Source organism: Pseudoflavonifractor sp. HCP28S3_F10 (assembly GCF_052065415.1).
Lineage (GTDB): Bacteria > Bacillota > Clostridia > Oscillospirales > Oscillospiraceae > Pseudoflavonifractor_A.
Genome location: NZ_JBQHUB010000012.1, coordinates 56,284 through 73,248, shown reverse-complemented (window position 1 = coordinate 73,248; position 16,965 = coordinate 56,284). Strand labels below are relative to the sequence as shown.

14 protein-coding genes are annotated in these 16,965 nt (G+C 60.5%); 6 read left to right on the top strand and 8 right to left on the bottom strand.

What is annotated here, in order from left to right:
* Positions 1-174: 174 nt before the first annotated feature.
* The 8 genes from ACTNBZ_RS07195 to ACTNBZ_RS07160 all read right to left on the bottom strand — a co-directional run bounded on the left by ACTNBZ_RS07195 (position 175) and on the right by ACTNBZ_RS07160 (position 10,537).
* Entirely contained in the window at positions 175-891 is a 717-nt protein-coding gene (locus ACTNBZ_RS07195; RefSeq protein WP_441208992.1) for a maleate cis-trans isomerase family protein, read from the bottom strand.
* A gap of 58 nt (positions 892-949) precedes the next feature.
* A complete protein-coding gene (locus ACTNBZ_RS07190) occupies positions 950-2,350 on the bottom strand; it encodes an MmgE/PrpD family protein (RefSeq protein ID WP_441208991.1) in 1,401 nt (466 codons plus the stop codon).
* Positions 2,351-2,434: 84 nt separating this feature from the next.
* Positions 2,435-2,962, bottom strand: coding sequence for a 4Fe-4S dicluster domain-containing protein (locus ACTNBZ_RS07185; protein ID WP_441208990.1), 528 nt, complete (start codon positions 2,960-2,962; stop codon positions 2,435-2,437).
* Positions 2,959-5,118, bottom strand: coding sequence for a molybdopterin-containing oxidoreductase family protein (locus ACTNBZ_RS07180; RefSeq protein ID WP_441208989.1), 2,160 nt, complete (start codon positions 5,116-5,118; stop codon positions 2,959-2,961). The genes ACTNBZ_RS07185 and ACTNBZ_RS07180 overlap by 4 nt, the downstream gene beginning before the upstream one ends.
* Entirely contained in the window at positions 5,111-6,388 is a 1,278-nt protein-coding gene (locus ACTNBZ_RS07175; RefSeq protein ID WP_441208988.1) for an NAD(P)/FAD-dependent oxidoreductase, read from the bottom strand. Before ACTNBZ_RS07175 ends, ACTNBZ_RS07180 begins: the two co-directional genes overlap by 8 nt.
* A 31-nt stretch (positions 6,389-6,419) precedes the next feature.
* Positions 6,420-7,901: an SLC13 family permease gene (locus ACTNBZ_RS07170; RefSeq protein ID WP_441208987.1), complete on the bottom strand. Its 1,482-nt coding sequence runs from the start codon at positions 7,899-7,901 to the stop codon at positions 6,420-6,422.
* A 52-nt stretch (positions 7,902-7,953) separates the two neighbouring features.
* A complete protein-coding gene (locus ACTNBZ_RS07165) occupies positions 7,954-9,015 on the bottom strand; it encodes an NAD/NADP octopine/nopaline dehydrogenase family protein (RefSeq protein WP_441208986.1) in 1,062 nt (353 codons plus the stop codon).
* Positions 9,016-9,325: 310 nt separating this feature from the next.
* Positions 9,326-10,537, bottom strand: a complete 1,212-nt coding sequence (locus tag ACTNBZ_RS07160) for a helix-turn-helix domain-containing protein (protein WP_441208985.1) — start codon at positions 10,535-10,537, stop codon at positions 9,326-9,328.
* A 275-nt stretch (positions 10,538-10,812) separates the two neighbouring features.
* On the opposite strand from ACTNBZ_RS07160, the gene ACTNBZ_RS07155 reads away from it, so the two are divergent.
* The 6 genes from ACTNBZ_RS07155 (at position 10,813) to ACTNBZ_RS07130 (ending at position 16,953) form a co-directional block, all read left to right on the top strand.
* The gene (locus tag ACTNBZ_RS07155; protein WP_441208984.1) at positions 10,813-11,679 is read left to right on the top strand and encodes an aldose 1-epimerase family protein; all 867 of its coding nucleotides are present in this window, start codon (positions 10,813-10,815) and stop codon (positions 11,677-11,679) included.
* Between the two features lie 337 nt (positions 11,680-12,016).
* Positions 12,017-13,216: an ABC transporter substrate-binding protein gene (locus tag ACTNBZ_RS07150; protein ID WP_441208983.1), complete on the top strand. Its 1,200-nt coding sequence runs from the start codon at positions 12,017-12,019 to the stop codon at positions 13,214-13,216.
* Between the two features lie 153 nt (positions 13,217-13,369).
* Entirely contained in the window at positions 13,370-14,245 is an 876-nt protein-coding gene (locus tag ACTNBZ_RS07145; RefSeq protein WP_441208982.1) for a branched-chain amino acid ABC transporter permease, read from the top strand.
* A 14-nt stretch (positions 14,246-14,259) separates the two neighbouring features.
* Positions 14,260-15,423, top strand: a complete 1,164-nt coding sequence (locus tag ACTNBZ_RS07140) for a branched-chain amino acid ABC transporter permease (protein WP_441208981.1) — start codon at positions 14,260-14,262, stop codon at positions 15,421-15,423.
* Entirely contained in the window at positions 15,420-16,268 is an 849-nt protein-coding gene (locus ACTNBZ_RS07135; RefSeq protein ID WP_441208980.1) for an ABC transporter ATP-binding protein, read from the top strand. Before ACTNBZ_RS07140 ends, ACTNBZ_RS07135 begins: the two co-directional genes overlap by 4 nt.
* Positions 16,255-16,953, top strand: a complete 699-nt coding sequence (locus ACTNBZ_RS07130) for an ABC transporter ATP-binding protein (RefSeq protein ID WP_441208979.1) — start codon at positions 16,255-16,257, stop codon at positions 16,951-16,953. Before ACTNBZ_RS07135 ends, ACTNBZ_RS07130 begins: the two co-directional genes overlap by 14 nt.
* Positions 16,954-16,965 lie beyond the last annotated feature (12 nt).

Genomic DNA, 16,965 nt, shown 5'->3' with positions numbered 1-16,965 from the left:
GCGGGAGGGCTTTTATTCGGGGGGGGTGTGTTAAGTACCTCGGTGCAAAATGGGGGGGGGGTGGTTTTGGTTTTTTGTGAGAGGGCGGCCGGGGCCGCGGCGGGGGGGGGGGGGGGGCGGCGGGGCCCTTCTGAGATCTCATATAAAAAGGTTATGCCCGGTGGGGACGCCTGATCAGATGGCAAACAGTTTGCCCAAATGGGGCTGCCTAGTTTTGATTCCGCAATGGCGCAGCGCGCTCCATAAGGTTGCCTGATGACTGGTTACCACTGGTATGCCAAGATCTGTCTCCAGATCGCCCACCAGCCCCAGGGTGTCCAAAGCCATGCAACTCAAGAAGAACACATCGGCCCCTTTCAGATCCATCTTCACGGAGTTCCGATACAAAAAAGGCTTCTCCGCATTGTAGATGCGGCCCTTTTCAACCCCGGACATATCCATGCCCAGGATGGTCCGGACCTCAAAGCCGTTATCTTCCAAGAATTTGCGCTCAGCTTCATTGGTGGCGTCGGGGTAGGGGGTTAGTACGGCCAGCGATCTGGCTCCCAGGGCGTTGAGCGATTCCAACACGGCGGTGCTGGTGGTAAGGCCCGGCGTACCGCTGGCCTGTTTGATACGCTCCATGCACTCCTTGTCCCAGCCCACACCTTGAATAAAGCTGCCGGAGGTGCAGCAGAACACAATCAGGTCTAGATCTTGTCCCTTATATTTGGACGCAGTGTCCTCTAGCTGACCGGTGAGGATCTTCAGTCCCTCAGGGGTGGGGCCTGGGAAAGGCATCTTCATGGAAGAGAAGGAGACGCCGTCCGGCGCATAAATGTGAAAGGCGTGCTCCACATTTTCGCCCGGCATGGGGCTGATCAGTCCGATTCTGGCTCTCCAGCCATACATATTATTTCCACATCCTTTCCGATAAGAGCTGCGGCGATTGTTTTAAAGAAATTAGAGCTTACAGGGACAGGCACTCCGCCAGCTGGGACATATCGTCCAGCTGGTCGATGACATGGCACAGCTCGATAAAGCGGGCGGTCTTGCCCTCGGACAGGTTGGCGGCCTTGGCGCCCACCCGGAAGGTGCGCTCCACATCCTCCCACTGGAAGGGGTTCCTGGGATGACCCTTGGGGAAGGGCAGGGTCTTTTCAAACTGCTGTCCGTCCTTCAGGGTGACGCGCACGGTGGTGGAGGGGAAGGAGCCGCTCTGGAACATGCTGAAGGCCACGGTCAGATCCTGGAGATTGTCCGGATCCATCTTGACCCGGGAGGCCAGCTCCAGCAGGGACTTGTCCGCCAGGCGGCTGGCGTCGTACCAGTTGGGGCCGGGCGCGCCCCGCAGCAGGTAGGCCGCCAGGCAGTAAGGAATGCTGAACTGAGCGTCGCGGCAGCTGGCGTAGCCGTCCCAGCTGAACTTGTCCCGCTCCAGATAGGTGGGACTGACGAAGATCTCCTCGATCTCATCCGGCTGGAAGTCGTGGGCCCGCTTCAGCTCGTCCAGGCAGTCCAGCGGCGTCTGGATCCACATGTTGGAGGGCCAGTGCTTGAGCAGAAGATCGCCGAACAGATACTCGGTCCCCACGTTGCGGTCGATCCAGCCCTCGTTGGCAAAGCCGCGCATCATCATGGGATAGCCGGATTCCACATCCATAACGTTGTAGATGTTGTCCAGCTCGTTGCGCTTGGCCATGCCGGCCACCATGACGCCGGTCAGGCTGGTGATGGCGTACTGAAGATGATAGAAGTCAGAATGCTGCTGAGCGAGAATGGCGTTGACCACAGGGGTGGAACAGGCGGTGGCGCCCATCAGCAGGTTGAACTGCTCGGCGTCGCAGCCCAGCAGCTTTCCGGCGGCGGGAGCGCCGGCGAAGATCTGCCAGGAGCCCAGGCCCCAGCCGTACTTTTTGGTATTATACTCGGGAGTGGGCTGGATGTAGCAGGCCACGCGCTGATACACCTCAAAGCCGCCGATGACCGCGGTGATAAAGTCCTTGCCGCTCTTGTGCATGGCCTCGGTCATGGCCATGGAGACCGAGATCAGGTGGGCGCTGGGGTGGCCGGTGTAGCTGCAGTCCTCCCAGTCCAGGGTATCGGCGGCTACGGCGTTGGCCATGATGGCCCCGTGCATGGGCACCTTGCCGGGCTCGCCCCACATGGTGGACATCATGTCCGAGGACTGGCCGATCACTGCCCGGGCCGTACTTCTGGCGCTGACTGCCGTGGGCAGGGTCCTGCCCGCCAGGGCGGCGCCCACCACATGCAGGGTGAGCATCTTTGCCTTTTCCACCAGCTCGGGAGCCAGATCCTTGAACTCCAGTTTTGTGATAAAGTCGCACAGCCCTTTGGTATACTCCGTCATGTTGCGCACCTCGTATCAATAAAAGTAGTAGTTTTTAAAGCCCCTCTCCAAGGGCTTGACACACAGTTGAAAACAGGCCTCCGGTCAGATCGTCTTTTTCGGGGCGATCTGGGACAAGAGCGCATTGCACGCCTTGCCGCTGCTGCCGGAGAGATATTCCTCCTCAGGCACGCAGGTCAGCGCGCCGAAGGAGCAGGCCCGGACGCACGCGGGCTGCAGGCCGTTTTTCACCCGGGTGTTGCAGCCGTCGCACTTCACCATTTTTCCGTCGGAGGGACGGTAGCGCGGCGCGCCGAAGGGGCAGGCCAGGGCGCAGCTCTTGCAGCCGATGCAGTTGGTGTTGTCATAGATGGTAAAGCCGGTATCCGGATCCTTGCTGAGGCAGCCCACCGGACATGCGGCGATGCAGGGCGCGTCGGTACAGTGCATGCACGCCGCGGAGAGATAGGCGCAGTACACACTGCCGTCGGCCTGCTCGATCTCCTCGTCAAAGGTCCTGCGGAAGCAGGGATCCTGCGCGGCGGGGTCCACGTCGTTCTGGTCCATACACCCGATCATGCAGGCGGAGCAGGCACAGCACCGGTCTTCGTCAAATACAAACACATATTTCATGCTTTGGCCCCCTGATATTTGCTGATATTGCAGCGCATTCCCTTATACCCCGGGAAGCCGCTGTAGGGATCCAGGTGATTCCGGCCCAGGAGGTTGTTCACATTGGCCTGGGTATAGCCGGGCAGAGCCATAATGACGCCGGGCTTGATCTTGCTGGTGGTCTTTACCTTCATACGGATCTCGCCGTAAGGGCTGGAGAGGGTCGCGTCGTCTCCGTCCCTGAGCCCCAGCCGGGCGGCGTCCTGCCGGTTGACCTCGCAGGTGGGATCGGGCTGCAGGCTGTGGATCCACGGCGTATCGTGCAGGCGGGAGTGGATCGCGTAGGCCTTGCGGGCGCCGGTGCACAGGCAGAAGGGGTAGTCCCTCCGGGTCTCCTCGTCGTTCTGGTCGAAGAGAGGATCCACATAGCTGGGCAGCGGGTCCAGACCGTACCTGGGGTCGATGGCCGCGATGGCGGTGGAGTAGAACTCGAACTTTCCGGTGGAGGTCTTGAAGCCCTCCTTCAGGTATTTTCCGGGCTTGACGGGCCACTGGGCGGTGGGTACCTTCATGGGCATGTCGCTCTTTTTCAGATCGGCGATGGTCAGGCCGCAGCCGTCGATCATCCAGTCCAGGCAGGCCTCATACCCCTGCTTGAGCAGATCGTCGTCCAGGTCCATGACTCTGGCCAGTTCACACAGGATATCCACATCGGACTTGGACTCATACAGGGGCTTGATGGCCGGTTTGGTATACACCAGGTATCCGCCCCGGTAGCACTTGAGCTCGCTGCGCTCCACCGAGGAGCAGGCAGGAAGCACGATGTCGGCATACTTCGCGGACATGTTCATAAAGAGGTCCACATCCACGATAAAGTCCAGCTTCTCCTTCATTGCCTCCAGCAGCCGGTCGCTCTCCGGGAACATCTTGGCGTTGAACCCCAGCGCGAACATGGCCTTGACGGGGTAAGGCGTACCCTCCTCCAGCTGACGCAGGAGATCCATGGCCTGGAACTCGTCGAACTGGGCGTTCCACAGCGGGAAGCGCTGGGCGCCGATGCGCTCGGCGGTGCCGGGATAGCGGGCGCTACGGAACTCCTCGTCCCTGGTTTTGAAGCCCGCGGGCTGCCGCAGATAGGAGGCCGGGACGGGATAATTGCCGCCCTCCCGGTCGAAGTTGCCGGTCAGCGCGGAGAGGCACAGGATCGCCCGGTTGGTGTTGAAGCCGTTGACGCGGTGCACCAGGGCGGAAGCCGAGAAGTTGGTACAGGCCGGGCCGTTGGTGGCGTAAAGTTTGGTGGCCTCGTAGATCTCCTCCGGCTTGAGCCCGGTGATCTCGCTGACCTTTTCCAGGGGATACTGCTGCACCAGCTCCTTATACTGCTCAAAGCCGTAGGTGTACTTCTCGATGTAATCCATGTCGGCCCAGCCGTTGTCGATGATGAGCTTGGCCATGCCCAGGGCCAGGGCGCCGTCGGTGCCGGGGTTGATCTGCAGGAAAATGTCGGCCAGGTTTTTGGCGGCGGGGGTATACCGTATGTCGATGATGATGACCTTGCCGCCCCGCTCCTTCAGCTTGCGCACCCCCTCCACCGACAGGTGGTGGGAGTAGTAGCCGTCGTAGTTCCAGCCCAGGAAGGTCTTTGCGTGGGCCATGTCGGGCGCGGCCCCGCCTCCCACGGTGACCTTGTTGCCCATTTTCATGGAGACCGCGCAGACGCTGTCGTCGGTACCGAAGTTCACGCTGCCGAAGTCATAGGCGAACCGCTGGTAGATGGGCCGGTACCACTTGGAGTAGCCGCTGTAGAAGACGACAGAGTTGGGAGAGTACTCCTCCTTCACCCGGTTGAGCTTTTCGGCAATGATCCGGTAGGCCTCATCCCAGCTGATGGGTTCGAATTTCCCCTCGCCCCGCTCTCCCACGCGCTTCAGGGGCGTCCGGATGCGGTCCTCGCGGTAGACATAGCTGCGCTGGGAGGAACCCTTTGTGCAGAGCTTGCCGTGATTGTAGGGGTGGCCGGGCGTGCCCTCCACCCGGATGATCTTCCCGTCCTTGACGTAGCAGTCCAGGCCGCAGTGGTGGCTGGGGCTGCAGATGGCGCACAGGGAGTGCCTGATCTCGATGCCGGTGTCCTCCCCGGGGATCTTTGCTTTCAGTTTTTTCTCCAGTTCAGTCAAGAGGGTCCCCTCCCAAGAATTTGATGAAGCCGTCCGGAATCCCTTCTTTTTTCAGGAAACAGATGGTCTGGGTGCTCAGCGCGGAATCGGGGCTTTCGATGGATTTGATAAAAGCGTTCTTCACGATGCCGCTGCAGAGCGCAGCTCCGATGATATTGATGCACTTGACGGTCCGGCCGTCCCGGGCGGCCCGAATGTAATACCGCCCGTCCTCGTACTCATAGACCTCGTCCGACGGCCTGCAGGAGCTGACGTCTCCGATGCTGATGAAATCATAGTGCAGGTAGTGGGCCAGATTCACCAGGACATTGGCGTCGAATTCCATGCTGCCGCCGGCCATGTTCGTACCGGCGGTCAGGCCCTGGCGCACCGCGTTGTACCAGACGCCGATGTTCCGGGGCGTGCCGCTCTGGATATCCACAGCCTCACAGCAGTCACCCGCCGCATAGATCCCCTGGCAGCTGGTGCGCATCTGCCGGTCCACCAGAATGCCCCGGTTTATGGCAATGCCGCTGTCCTTGAGGAACCCCACATTCATCCGCACGCCGATACACACCGCCACGGTGTCCGCAGTGAAGCGCTCGCCGCTCTTCATGACGGCGGTGAGCCGGCCGTCCTCCTCCCGCTGGATGCAGGAGAGCATCTGGCCGCAGCGGACGGTCACGCCCATGGCCTCCAGATCCCGCTGGATGCGCCGGGCCGTCTCCCTGAAGGTGGCGGTGCAGAACATCTGGTCGGCGCCGTCCACAAGGGTGCAGGCGACGCCCCGTTCCACCAGATCCTCCACGACCTTGATGCCGACCCAGGAGGAGCCGATCACGAGGCCGCTTTTTACCACCCCGCTGTCCAGCATCCCCTTCAGACGGAGGGCGTCCTCCGCCGTGCGCATTTTGATCACGCCAGACAGGTCCAGTCCCGGGATGGGCGGCATGATGGCGGAGGCCCCCGTGCTGATCAGGATTTTGTCGTATTTCTCACGGCCGCCGTCGGCAAAGCAAAGAGTTTTTTCTTCCGGAAGGAGTCCGGTCACCGGACGGTTTTTATGATAGTTCAGCTTCAGCTCCGCGCAGACCTGTTCCGGAGAGCCGTAGGGGAACATCGCCTCATAGGGGATGGCCCCCTTCACATAATAGGTAGTGAGCATGGGATTGTACGGCCCCAGAGCGGTGTCGGAGTAGATGTCGATCTCCGCTTCGGGAGACAGCTGCCGCACGGCCTTGGCGCCGTTATATCCTGCGGCGCCGAAGCCAACAATGGCCATTCTGCTCATAGCGTCTCAGTCCCTTCTGTCGGGAAATTTTTTATCCGTTTGTCAGCAGCATCGCGATGGTGAACACGATGCAGGAGACCAGCACATGCAGGCCGATGGCCAGGCCGGTAACCTTCATGCGCATCTTGGGATCCGGGATCTCGCTGCGGCCATGGAAAATGGAGGCGGGAGCGGAGGAACCGGGCAGGAAGATGCCGATGTTGCAGGCGTAGATCAGCGCGCAGCCGAAGAACATGGGATTGGCGCCGGAGGAGACGATGAAGGGGCTGATGACTGCGATCATCAGATTGCCCAGGGCGATGTTGGAGCCCACGTTGGTCAGGAACACCATGAGGACGATGGTCAGGATCATCAGGAACACCGGGCTGCGGCCTCCGAATACGGGAGTGAACAGCTCCTGCAGCCAGGCGGAGATACCGGTCCCCTCCGAGGTGACGGCGGTAGCAAGAGGAATGGTAACGGCGATCATCCAGATCACGGGCCAGGAAACGGCGGCATCGGTATTCTTGATGTCGTTGAAGACGATGGCGGCCTTGCCGTCTCCCTCGCCGGAGGGGAGGATCATCAGGATGGCGGTGCACAGGCAGAAGAGGCCGGCCACGGACAGCGAGCCGTTGATGAAGCTGGACAGCGCGTTGCCCTTGAACGTACCGGCGAAAATGGCAAGGAACACCGTGATGAGATAGACGATCAGGATGCGCTGGCATCTGGGACGCAGGTGCTTGCTCTCCTCGCCCAGCTTTTCCACATCAAAGGCCTCCATCATGGAGAAATCCACCTTGAAGAGCCTGGCGCCCAGGAAAATATAGGAAGTGATGACGATGGTGCCGATGACGGCGGTGCACATGAACATCTGCCCCAGATTGATGGCCGTGCCGGTAATGTTGGCCCAGCTCTTGGCAAGGCCCATCTGCCAGCTCTTGTAGGGCATCATGGAAACGCCCAGCATCTCAGCCAGCAGGATACCGCCGAAGCCGTAATAGCGGAAGGAGCTGTTCTTGTCATAGCCGCAGTTCTCCGCGATATCGTTCCAGATGCTGTAGAGCAGCAGGAACAGGGGAATGGTCTCCATGACGATGCAGCACCACATGGTCAGGAACATGAAGGACCAGGTATACAGCTTGGGACGCCGGTGGAAGGCCTTGATGGACAGGGTCTTGCGGATCAGCCACTTGCTCACGCCGTAAATGACGATGGCGCCGGTGGTGAAATACTGGGTGATGACCTGGAAGACCAGAGAGCTGCCCAGTGTCAGAGAGACCGTCTCGGCAATGCCCGAGGTATAGCCGGTCATGGCGAAGGCGATGATCGCCAGCAGCGAGGGCCAGATGATCTCACAGGTGGAATAGGCGTAAATGACGCCGATAAATACGCCCAGAAGCTTCATGCCCAGAGGCGTCACGGTGGAGAAGGCCGGCAGATAGCCAAACCCGAACATCAGCAGGATGGAGATCGCGATGTGGACATATTTCATCGGTGAGTTCTTTTTTTCGATGGCGGCAGTTTTACCCATTTTGTTTACTCCCTTCTTCTTTGTCTCTCACACAACACGGTACAAAGACCGCTCATTCTCCCTCTTCGAAGTACTTCAGGATCTGAATGCCATGCAGGTGATCCAGCCCCAGGTTCTTCAATGTCCGGCCCTGTTCATAGTAGGGCGTCTGGTTGATGGCCTCGGCCACCTTCACCATGGCGGCGTACAGCGGCGTCTCCACGCCCACCGCCTTTGCCACAGACAGGAACAGACAGCCCAGGATGGGGATATCCTCGGTGATGTACCGGGAGGAGAGGCTGTCAGGCCCGATCAGGTTCTTGAAGTGGTCAAACTGGTGGATGGTGGGATCCGCATATTTGCGGTGGTTGCCCGAGGGCGACGGAGTACAGGGGAGGCCCAGGGCGTCCATGACCTTCTTTTTCTCGGCCCACATGCCGTCCGCCAGATTCAGCGTGCTCCGGCAGATGCCCTGTTTGAAAATGTAATAGGGCTCCCTGGCATTCTCAATGGCCCCCGCGTTCACGATGGTCAGTGAGATATGGCTGAGCAGGTTGGGCGCGTTGAAGGCGGTCTCCAGAATAGAGCTGGCGGGGATGAGCTCATATACTCCCTCAAAGGCCTTGACCAGCCGCGCGGTATCCCGGGCGGGGAAGGCGGCGGCTTTTTTGGGCCTGTATGCGTTGCAGGCAAAGGCCTGCCGGTCTCCCAGCCGGCGGCAGGAGAACAGGTTGCCGCAGGTGTCGCCCACCACCACATCGTTGACGCCATACTCCTGAAAGACCCTGTGGTAGATGAGCGAGCCCAGATTTCCGGCGCTCACGAGCACAGCGGCGCCCGGCTCAAGGTGGGGCGCGATCAGACGGGCCACCTGCTCATCCAGGTTGGAGATCGTACAGCAGATGACCAGCTCCGCACCGCTCAGCGTGGCCTTCACGTCGTTTGTGACCGCGTGGATGGCGGCCGTCCCCTCAATGGCGCCCGAGAGCTCCATCATCACGGAATATTCTGTGGAGATTTGGTCTCCTTCCTTCTGGAAGACGTCGCACAGCCACACCTCGTATCCGCGCATGGAAAGCTCAGAGGCGACGGTGCATCCGGTGCCGCCTGTGCCCATAACTGCGATTTTCTTCATGTCACATTCCCCCAATTATGATAAATTGCCGCGCGCTTCACCGCGGAGACGGTGCCCCTGGCCTGGAGGCATCACTTTGGGAATTGAACCTGCAGGTGCTTTTTTACGACACAATGGTACTAAATCCGGCCGGGAAAAGCATTGTACATTATAATAATGGATGGACAAAAATATCTGCGGATCTGTTGTTCAAACGAACAACAGATCCGCAGATATTTTGCGGGATTTTGTGCAATTTTATAGGAAAATTTTATATTTACCGCTTGGATCTATTTGAAAGCGGAAGAGCGTGAGGGACGGTCCTCCACCGCTATGGAGCGTCCTCCTCTGCGGCCTGCAGCCTGCTGTAACACAGGAATGCAAGCCGCAGGGTCAACAGACCGTCCGTGGTGTGGACGGAGAAGCCGGTGAGCTCCTCGATCTTTTTAAACCGATGCTGCAATGTGTTCCGGTGGGTATAAAGCTTTTGGGCGGTCACGGTCAGATTGAGATCACATTCAAAATATGTTTTCAGGGTCTCCAGCAGGATCTGATCCATTTTGGACGCGAGCAGGCGCCCGTATACAAAAGAGACGATGTTTTGAAGGACCTTCCTGGAGGTGTGGGCGATAAAATTGCCCAGCACGATGGAATTGCCCAAAAAGACGTTTCGCTCGGGATAAAGCAGCTTGCCGGAGGAAAGGCGCAGTGTCAACTGCTCATACTGCCTCTCGTAGTCGGAAAGATCGCAGCATTGGATCCCGACGACGGCATGCAGGACCAGGCAATAATCTTTCTTTGCAATATCCGCCAGGCTCCTGCACAGATCAAACAGGTACATGGCGTTGGACTCGGGCTCTTTTCTGCGGTTGACGGACAGAACGATGGCGTTCTGCTCGGATGTGTCGGTCAGGATCAGATCCTGCTTCTGATAAAAATAGTTGGGGAGTTGATTTAAGAATTGCTCCACGGAATACAGATACTGTTTTTTGTCAAGGACAAGTCTGCGGTTCCCGCTGGGAAGGTCGATCGTGTCCGTCTTGGATAGTTGGAGGAGCAGAGAGGTGCGTGGAATGGAAAGATCCACCCCCAGGTGCTGCAGATCCTTTATGAGCTGTCCGGGGTCCTGCGGATGGACGCCTACCAGCACGGAGAGCGTATTGCCGAGGGAAGAGCCGCTTTCTTTTTGCTTGCTGTTTCGATCCTCACGTTCCAGCATCAGCTCGGCAACGGTTTTTGCCAGTTCGAGGCAGGCGCTGTCTGAAGCCGGCAGATTCTCCAGCTCAATGGCGCCTGCGATCCGGTGACGCAGGGTCACGCAGGCGATGGAAGACGGAGCGGCATCCGCTTCGGCGGCCGGTATCCGGCCGGGGGAACAGGAACGCTGTAAATACTGGACCGCGGCGGCATTTAACTGCCCGACCCGCTGCGGAACGGAAGAAGCGATGACGATTCCCTCCCGGTCCATGATATGGACCGGGAACGGCTGGACGGATTCCAACTTTTTGAGAATACATATGGCGGTATCGCGGTCCAAAAGCATGATCTCCCTCCTTGTCATATCGGGCACGGTTTGAAAAGAAATACGCGGCACAGGCAGTATGGCAGTTGACAGGCTCAGCGAAAAGGAATGATTGCAGATAGTTTATCGCATACAAAACGGAATTGCAAATACCATAATTTGCGGGGAGGAACAGGATGTTTCGGCTTCGGAAAGCGTCCTGCCCGGCCCTGAGCCGCCGGCCGGCCGCGGAGCGCCTTGCTCCGGAGAGGGAAACAGAGTACAATGAAGAAAATACCGAACAAGGAGGAAGCCACATGGATGAGCAGATCAAGGGAGCCGGGCTGGAGATCACGGTGCGGGGAATGGGAGCAGAGCTCCAGTCCCTGCGGTGCGGCGGCCGGGAATGGATGTGGAGCGGCGACAAGGCGGTGTGGGGCCGCCGTGCCCCCGCCTGCTTTCCCTGGTGCGGCCGGCTGAAGGACGGGTACTTTGAACAGGACGGACGGCGGTATGAGAACGGCCCCCATGGCTTTGCCCGGGAGTATGAGCATACCCTGATCGAGCGGGATGAGAAAAGACTGGTGTTCCGGCTGGACTGGTCGGAGGAGACGCTGGCGCGCTATCCGTGGAAATTCCGGTTTGAGACGGTCTACGAGGTGGAGGGGCGCACCCTGCGCTCCACCTACCGGGTGGCCAATCTGGACGGACGGACCATGCCCTTCCAGGCCGGGTTCCATTATGCCTTTGCCCTGCCCCTGACAGAGGGACTGGACACCCTCGGCCACGAGCTGCGGTTCGAGGGGCCGGAGGAGCCGGAGGAGGTACTGACGCCGGAGGGATTCGTCACCGGCACCCGCCCCCGGTTCACCGGGCAGGACCGGGTGGCGCTGGACGACCGGCTCTTCGAGCAGGACTCCATCTGCCTGAGGGGGCTGCGCACCCGGTGGATCGAGCTGGGCACAAAGGAGCCGGGCCCCGCGCTCCGCCTGGGGATGGAGGGCTTCCCCTATGTGCTGCTCTGGTCCAAACCGGGCCCCATGCGCTTTGTCTGCATCGAGCCCTGGCACGGCCTGCCTGACGCCGCCGGCGGAGACCACGACCTGTTCCACCGTCCCGCTGTCCGCCTGCTGGAGCCGGGAGAGACCTTTTCCTGTACCCAGACCGTCACCGTGATGCCCTGAAGGGCGGAGCGGGAGAACTTGCAGCGCCCGGCAGGCCGGACTGCAAATACCGCCGGAGCATGGATGTGCGCGGGAAGCGGACATCCGGAAAGAACTGCCTCCGGCGGGCAGATGGAAAAAAGACCTGCGCCCGGGCGCTGTGGGGAGAAAAAGGGCCGCTCTTTATTAAGTTTGGGACGTGAAAGCGGGAATAGCCCTGAAATTTCAAAGGCTGGAAATGAAAGAAGAAAATAAAACTGTTGCAATTCATAGAGAAAGGACGTATAATAGATGAGACAAATACATTTGTCTGCGTAGCAAATACAGTGGGGCGACCCACACGCAAGGAGGAAATGAAATGAAACGCAACAAAGCTTTGTCTCTCGTCCTGGCCGGGGCTATGGCTCTGGGCCTCCTGGCCGGCTGCGGCGGCTCGGGCAACAGTCAGACCCCCGGCAGCTCCGCCGGCGATAAGGTCGTGAAGATCGGCGTATACGAGCCCTCCACCGGCGACTCCGGCGCCGGCGGCAAGCAGGAGATGCTGGGCATGCAGTACGCCAACAAGGAGACTCCCACCGTGGAGATCGGCGGTGAGTCCTATCAGGTCGAGCTGGTCTATGCCGATAACGGCTCTTCTACCGACAAGGCCGTGTCCGCCGCCTCCAAGCTGGTGGACGAGGGCGTGAGCCTGGTCCTGGGCTCCTACGGTTCCGGCGTGTCCATCGCTGCCGGCCCCACCTTCGGCGATGCCGGACTGGCCGCCATCGGCGTGACGTGCACCAACCCCAACGTCACCGCCGGCAACGACTACTATTTCCGTATCTGCTTCCTGGATCCCTTCCAGGGCACCGTCCTGGCCAATTTCGCCCAGGAGAAGTTTGACGCCAAGACCGCCTATCTGCTGGGCGAGCTGGGCAACGAGTATGACCAGGGCCTGATCTCCTACTTTGAGCAGGCCTTCACCGCCGGCGGCGGCAAGGTCATCAAGGACTCCTTCCCCACCAACAACTCCGACTTCAGCTCCTACCTGAACAAGGCCAAGAGCGAGAACGCCGACGTTATCTTCTGCCCCGTGTCCATCGCCTACTCTACCCAGATCGTGAAGCAGGCCGCCTCCCTGAATATCGCCGCCCCCATCCTGGGCTCCGATACCCTGGACAGCAACATGGTGCTGGAGGCCGCCGCCGGCAGCAGCGTACAGATCTACTGCTCCACCTTCTATCAGGAGGGCGGCTCTCCGGAGTTTGACGAGGGCATCAAGGCCTGGATCAACAGCGACGCCACCGCCAAGACCAACAACGGCGGCAACGACACCATCGCGGCCGTCACCGCCATGGGCTATGACGCCTACTATGTGGCACTGGAGGCCATCAAGACCGCCGGCTCCACCGATCCCGCCGCCATCAAGGCCGCCCTGCCCGGCGTGACCTACACCGGCGTGTCCGGCGCCATCGCCTTTGACGAGGTGGGCGACGCCGTCCGCGATACCGCGTACATCAAGGTGGCCGACAACGCCAACAGCGCCTGGATGCTGGAAAAGGAGCAGCAGGCCGGCTGAGCGCCCGTCTCCGGCGAACCAAGATAAGACATTCTGGCTTGGCGGGGGCGGCTGCCCCCGCCAAGCACTGTGTCAGACGCAGCGATGGGCTGCCTCGAAAGGAGCCCATGGCTCTTTTCGAGACAGCCCAAATCACGCAAAGGAGGGAACTCTGTGGAGTTTGCTATTTCCATCCTGCTCTCCGGAATCTCGGTGGGCGGACAATACGCCCTGATCGCCATCGGCTATACCATGGTGTACGGCATCCTCCGCCTGATCAACTTTGCCCACGGCGACGTGTTCATGGTGGCCGGCCTGCTGCTGGTCTACACCGTGACATGGCTGCCGCTGCCGGCGGCCATGCTGCTGGTGCTGGCGGCCACGGTGGCCCTGGGCTTCGTCATCGAGCGCGCGGCCTATAAGCCCCTGCGCTCCGCCCCCCGCATGTCGGTTATGATCTCGGCCATCGGCGTGAGCTATCTGCTCCAGAACCTGGCCACCTATGTCACCGGCGGCCTGCCCCAGATGTACCCCACCATCCCCTTCCTGTCGGACACGGTGGTGGTGATGGGGGCTGCTACCAAGTGGGTCACCCTGGTCACGCCCGTGCTGGTGCTGGCCCTTGTCATCGGCCTGACCCAGCTCATCAACCACACCAAGATCGGCATGGCCATGCGGGCGGTGGCCAAGGACTTTGAGACCAGCCAGCTCATGGGCATCAAGATCAATTCGGTCATCTCCATGACCTTTATCATCGGCTCCTTCCTGGCGGCGGTGGGCTCCATGCTCTACTTCACCAATTACCAGTCCATCGTGCCCCTGTCGGGCGCCATGCCCGGCCTGAAGGCCTTCGTGGCGGCGGTGTTCGGCGGCATCGGCTCCATCCCCGGCGCCGTCATCGGGGCGTTCCTCATCGGCATCTGCGAGACGGTCATCAAGGGCTCCGACTGGACAGTCTTTTCCGACGCGTTCACCTTCGCCCTGCTCATCGTGGTGCTGGTGGCCAAGCCCACCGGACTCTTCGGTGAAAAGGCCACCGACAAGGTCTAAAGGAGGGGTGCGCAATGAAACAGAACAAAAGCAAGAAGGGTGTGTGGATCGCCCTGGTGTGCATCATCCTCCTGCTGGCCGTGATCGTGGTGCTGGAGAATGTGCTCAAGCCCACCTCCATGCTCTTCCCCGTGCTGAAAAAGGGCGCGGTCTACTCTCTGGTGGCGGTGTCCCTCAATCTGCTCAACGGTTTTACCGGCCTGTTCTCTCTGGGTCAGGCGGGCTTTATGCTCCTGGGCGCTTATACATATGCCATTCTCACCGTGCCCTCCGCTACCAAGGAGAGCGTGTATTACCTGTATGGCGGCTCGGCGGTGAAGTTCGCTTTGCAGGAGGTGCTCGCGCCCCCCATCCCGGGCGGTGAGGTCATCGGCCTGATTCTGGGCGTGGCGCTGGCCATCATCCTGGCCGGCCTGGTGGCCGCAGGCTTTGCCTATCTCATCGGCCTGCCGGTCCTCCGGCTCAAGAGCGACTACCTGGCCATCGCCACCCTGGGCTTTGCCGAGATATTGCGGGCGGTATTCCAGTGGGACGCCCTGGGCCCGGTGACCAACGGCGCCAATATGCTCAAAAATTTCCCCACCTTTACCAGCTTCAATGTCAAGAACGCCGGCGGCGCGGTGGTGCTGCGCCTGTCCACCTTCGTCCCCTTCCTGGTGGCCATCCTCTGCATCACCGTCATCGTGCTGCTTATCAACTCCTCCTATGGCCGGGCCTTCAAGGCCATCCGGGAGGATGAGATCGCCGCCGAGGCCATGGGTATCAATCTGGCCCGACACAAGATGCTCTCCTTCTGCGTCAGCTCCTTCTTTGCAGGCGTGGGCGGCGCGCTGCTGGCCATGTATTCCAACCAGGTCCAGGCAAAGCCCTTCACCTCGGCCATGACCTATGAGATATTGCTCATCGTGGTCATCGGCGGCATCGGATCGGTGTCCGGCTCCTGCATCGCCTCGTTCCTGTATATCGCCTGCTCCGAGTGGTGGCTCCGCTTCCTGGACAGCGAGATGGTGCTGAGCAGCGGCTTTAAGGTCCCCCTGCTCCGCAACGGCTTCCGCATGGTGGTTTTCTCGGTGGTCATCATGATCGTGGTGCTCTTCTTCCGCCGGGGCATCATGGGCGACAAGGAGCTGCCCGACCTCTTCCGGCAGCGCAAAAACAGGAAGGAGGCAGCCAGATGAGCCAGAACGTCCTTCGAGTTGAGGATATAACCATGCAGTTTGGCGGCGTGGTGGCGGTGAACAACCTGTCCCTGGAGGTCAATCAGGGGGAGATCGTGGCCCTCATCGGCCCCAACGGCGCCGGCAAGACCACTGCCTTCAACTGCATCACCGGAGTCTATGAGCCCACCAACGGGCGGGTGTCCTTCCTGGGGGAGCCCATGGTGGAGAACTACCCCCAGGGCAAGATGGAAAAGCTCTACGCCGGGGAGAACAAGGGTCGCTACACCCACAGGCTCAGCCCCACGCCCGACCGGATCACCCATCGGGGCATCGCCCGTACCTTCCAGAACATCCGGCTCTTCTCGGCCCTGACCGTCTTTGAAAACGTGCTCATTGCCAAGCACATGCGGGCCAAGCAGAACTTCCTGTCGGCCACCTTCCGCCTGAACCGGGCGGAGGAGCGGCGCATGCGGGAGGAGGCCATGGCCCTGCTGGAGGAGCAGGGTCTGGCCCACCTGAAGGACGAGGTGGCGGGCAGCCTGCCCTACGGCCTGCAGCGCCGGCTGGAGATCGCCCGCGCCCTTGCCACCGAGCCCAAGCTCCTGCTGCTGGACGAGCCGGCCGCCGGCATGAATCCTCAGGAGACCCAGGAGCTCACCGATTTCATCAAGCAGATCCGGAGCGAGTATGACCTGTCCGTCTTTATGATCGAGCACCATATGGACCTGGTCATGCAGATCTCCGACCGTATCTATGTCCTGGACTTTGGCCGTCTCATCGCCCAGGGCACGCCCGCGGAGGTCCAGAATGATCCCCGCGTCATCGAGGCATACCTGGGGGTGGCAGACGATGCTGAAAATTGACGACCTGAAAGTGAGATACGGCGGCATCGAGGCCGTCAAGGGGATCACCTTTGAGGTGCCCGAGCGCCAGATCGTGACGCTCATCGGCGCCAACGGCGCCGGAAAGTCCACCACTCTGCGCACCATTGCCGGACTGGTGAAGCCGACCAGCGGCCGGATCCACCTCCAGGCGGAGGACATCACCGGCCTGTCTCCCGACCGCATCGTGTCCAAGGGCATCACCCTGGTGCCCGAGGGACGGCGGGTCTTCCCCGACCTGACGGTATTGGAGAACCTGAAGATCGGGGCCTATCTCCGCAAGGACAGCCTGGACGAGGACCTGCGGTGGGTCTATGACCTCTTCCCCCGGCTGAAGGAGCGCTCCTGGCAGGCGGCGGGCACCCTGTCCGGCGGCGAGCAGCAGATGCTGGCCGTGGGCCGCGCCCTCATGTCCCGGCCCAAGATCATGATGATGGATGAACCGTCCCTGGGCCTGGCGCCGCTGGTGGTCAAGGGGATCTTTGAGATCATCCGGGAGATCAACAAACAGGGCGTGACCATCCTGCTCATCGAGCAGAACGCCAACATGGCCCTCCACACCGCCGACCTGGGCTATGTGATGGAGACGGGGCGGATCACCCTGTCCGGCCCCGGCCGCGAGCTGATGGCCAACGAGGCGGTCAAAAAAGCCTATCTGGGCAAATAAGCGGGAACACGC

What these genes read in the sequence shown, in the direction of transcription:
- ACTNBZ_RS07195 (WP_441208992.1), bottom strand. Translation starts at nt 891, where the DNA reads ATGTATGGCTGGAGAGCCAGAATCGGACTGATCAGCCCCATGCCGGGC.
- ACTNBZ_RS07190 (WP_441208991.1), bottom strand. Translation starts at nt 2,350, where the DNA reads ATGACGGAGTATACCAAAGGGCTGTGCGACTTTATCACAAAACTGGAG.
- ACTNBZ_RS07185 (WP_441208990.1), bottom strand. Translation starts at nt 2,962, where the DNA reads ATGAAATATGTGTTTGTATTTGACGAAGACCGGTGCTGTGCCTGCTCC.
- ACTNBZ_RS07175 (WP_441208988.1), bottom strand. Translation starts at nt 6,388, where the DNA reads ATGAGCAGAATGGCCATTGTTGGCTTCGGCGCCGCAGGATATAACGGC.
- ACTNBZ_RS07170 (WP_441208987.1), bottom strand. Translation starts at nt 7,901, where the DNA reads ATGGGTAAAACTGCCGCCATCGAAAAAAAGAACTCACCGATGAAATAT.
- ACTNBZ_RS07165 (WP_441208986.1), bottom strand. Translation starts at nt 9,015, where the DNA reads ATGAAGAAAATCGCAGTTATGGGCACAGGCGGCACCGGATGCACCGTC.
- ACTNBZ_RS07160 (WP_441208985.1), bottom strand. Translation starts at nt 10,537, where the DNA reads ATGCTTTTGGACCGCGATACCGCCATATGTATTCTCAAAAAGTTGGAA.
- ACTNBZ_RS07155 (WP_441208984.1), top strand. Translation starts at nt 10,813, where the DNA reads ATGGATGAGCAGATCAAGGGAGCCGGGCTGGAGATCACGGTGCGGGGA.
- ACTNBZ_RS07150 (WP_441208983.1), top strand. Translation starts at nt 12,017, where the DNA reads ATGAAACGCAACAAAGCTTTGTCTCTCGTCCTGGCCGGGGCTATGGCT.
- ACTNBZ_RS07140 (WP_441208981.1), top strand. Translation starts at nt 14,260, where the DNA reads ATGAAACAGAACAAAAGCAAGAAGGGTGTGTGGATCGCCCTGGTGTGC.
- ACTNBZ_RS07135 (WP_441208980.1), top strand. Translation starts at nt 15,420, where the DNA reads ATGAGCCAGAACGTCCTTCGAGTTGAGGATATAACCATGCAGTTTGGC.
- ACTNBZ_RS07130 (WP_441208979.1), top strand. Translation starts at nt 16,255, where the DNA reads ATGCTGAAAATTGACGACCTGAAAGTGAGATACGGCGGCATCGAGGCC.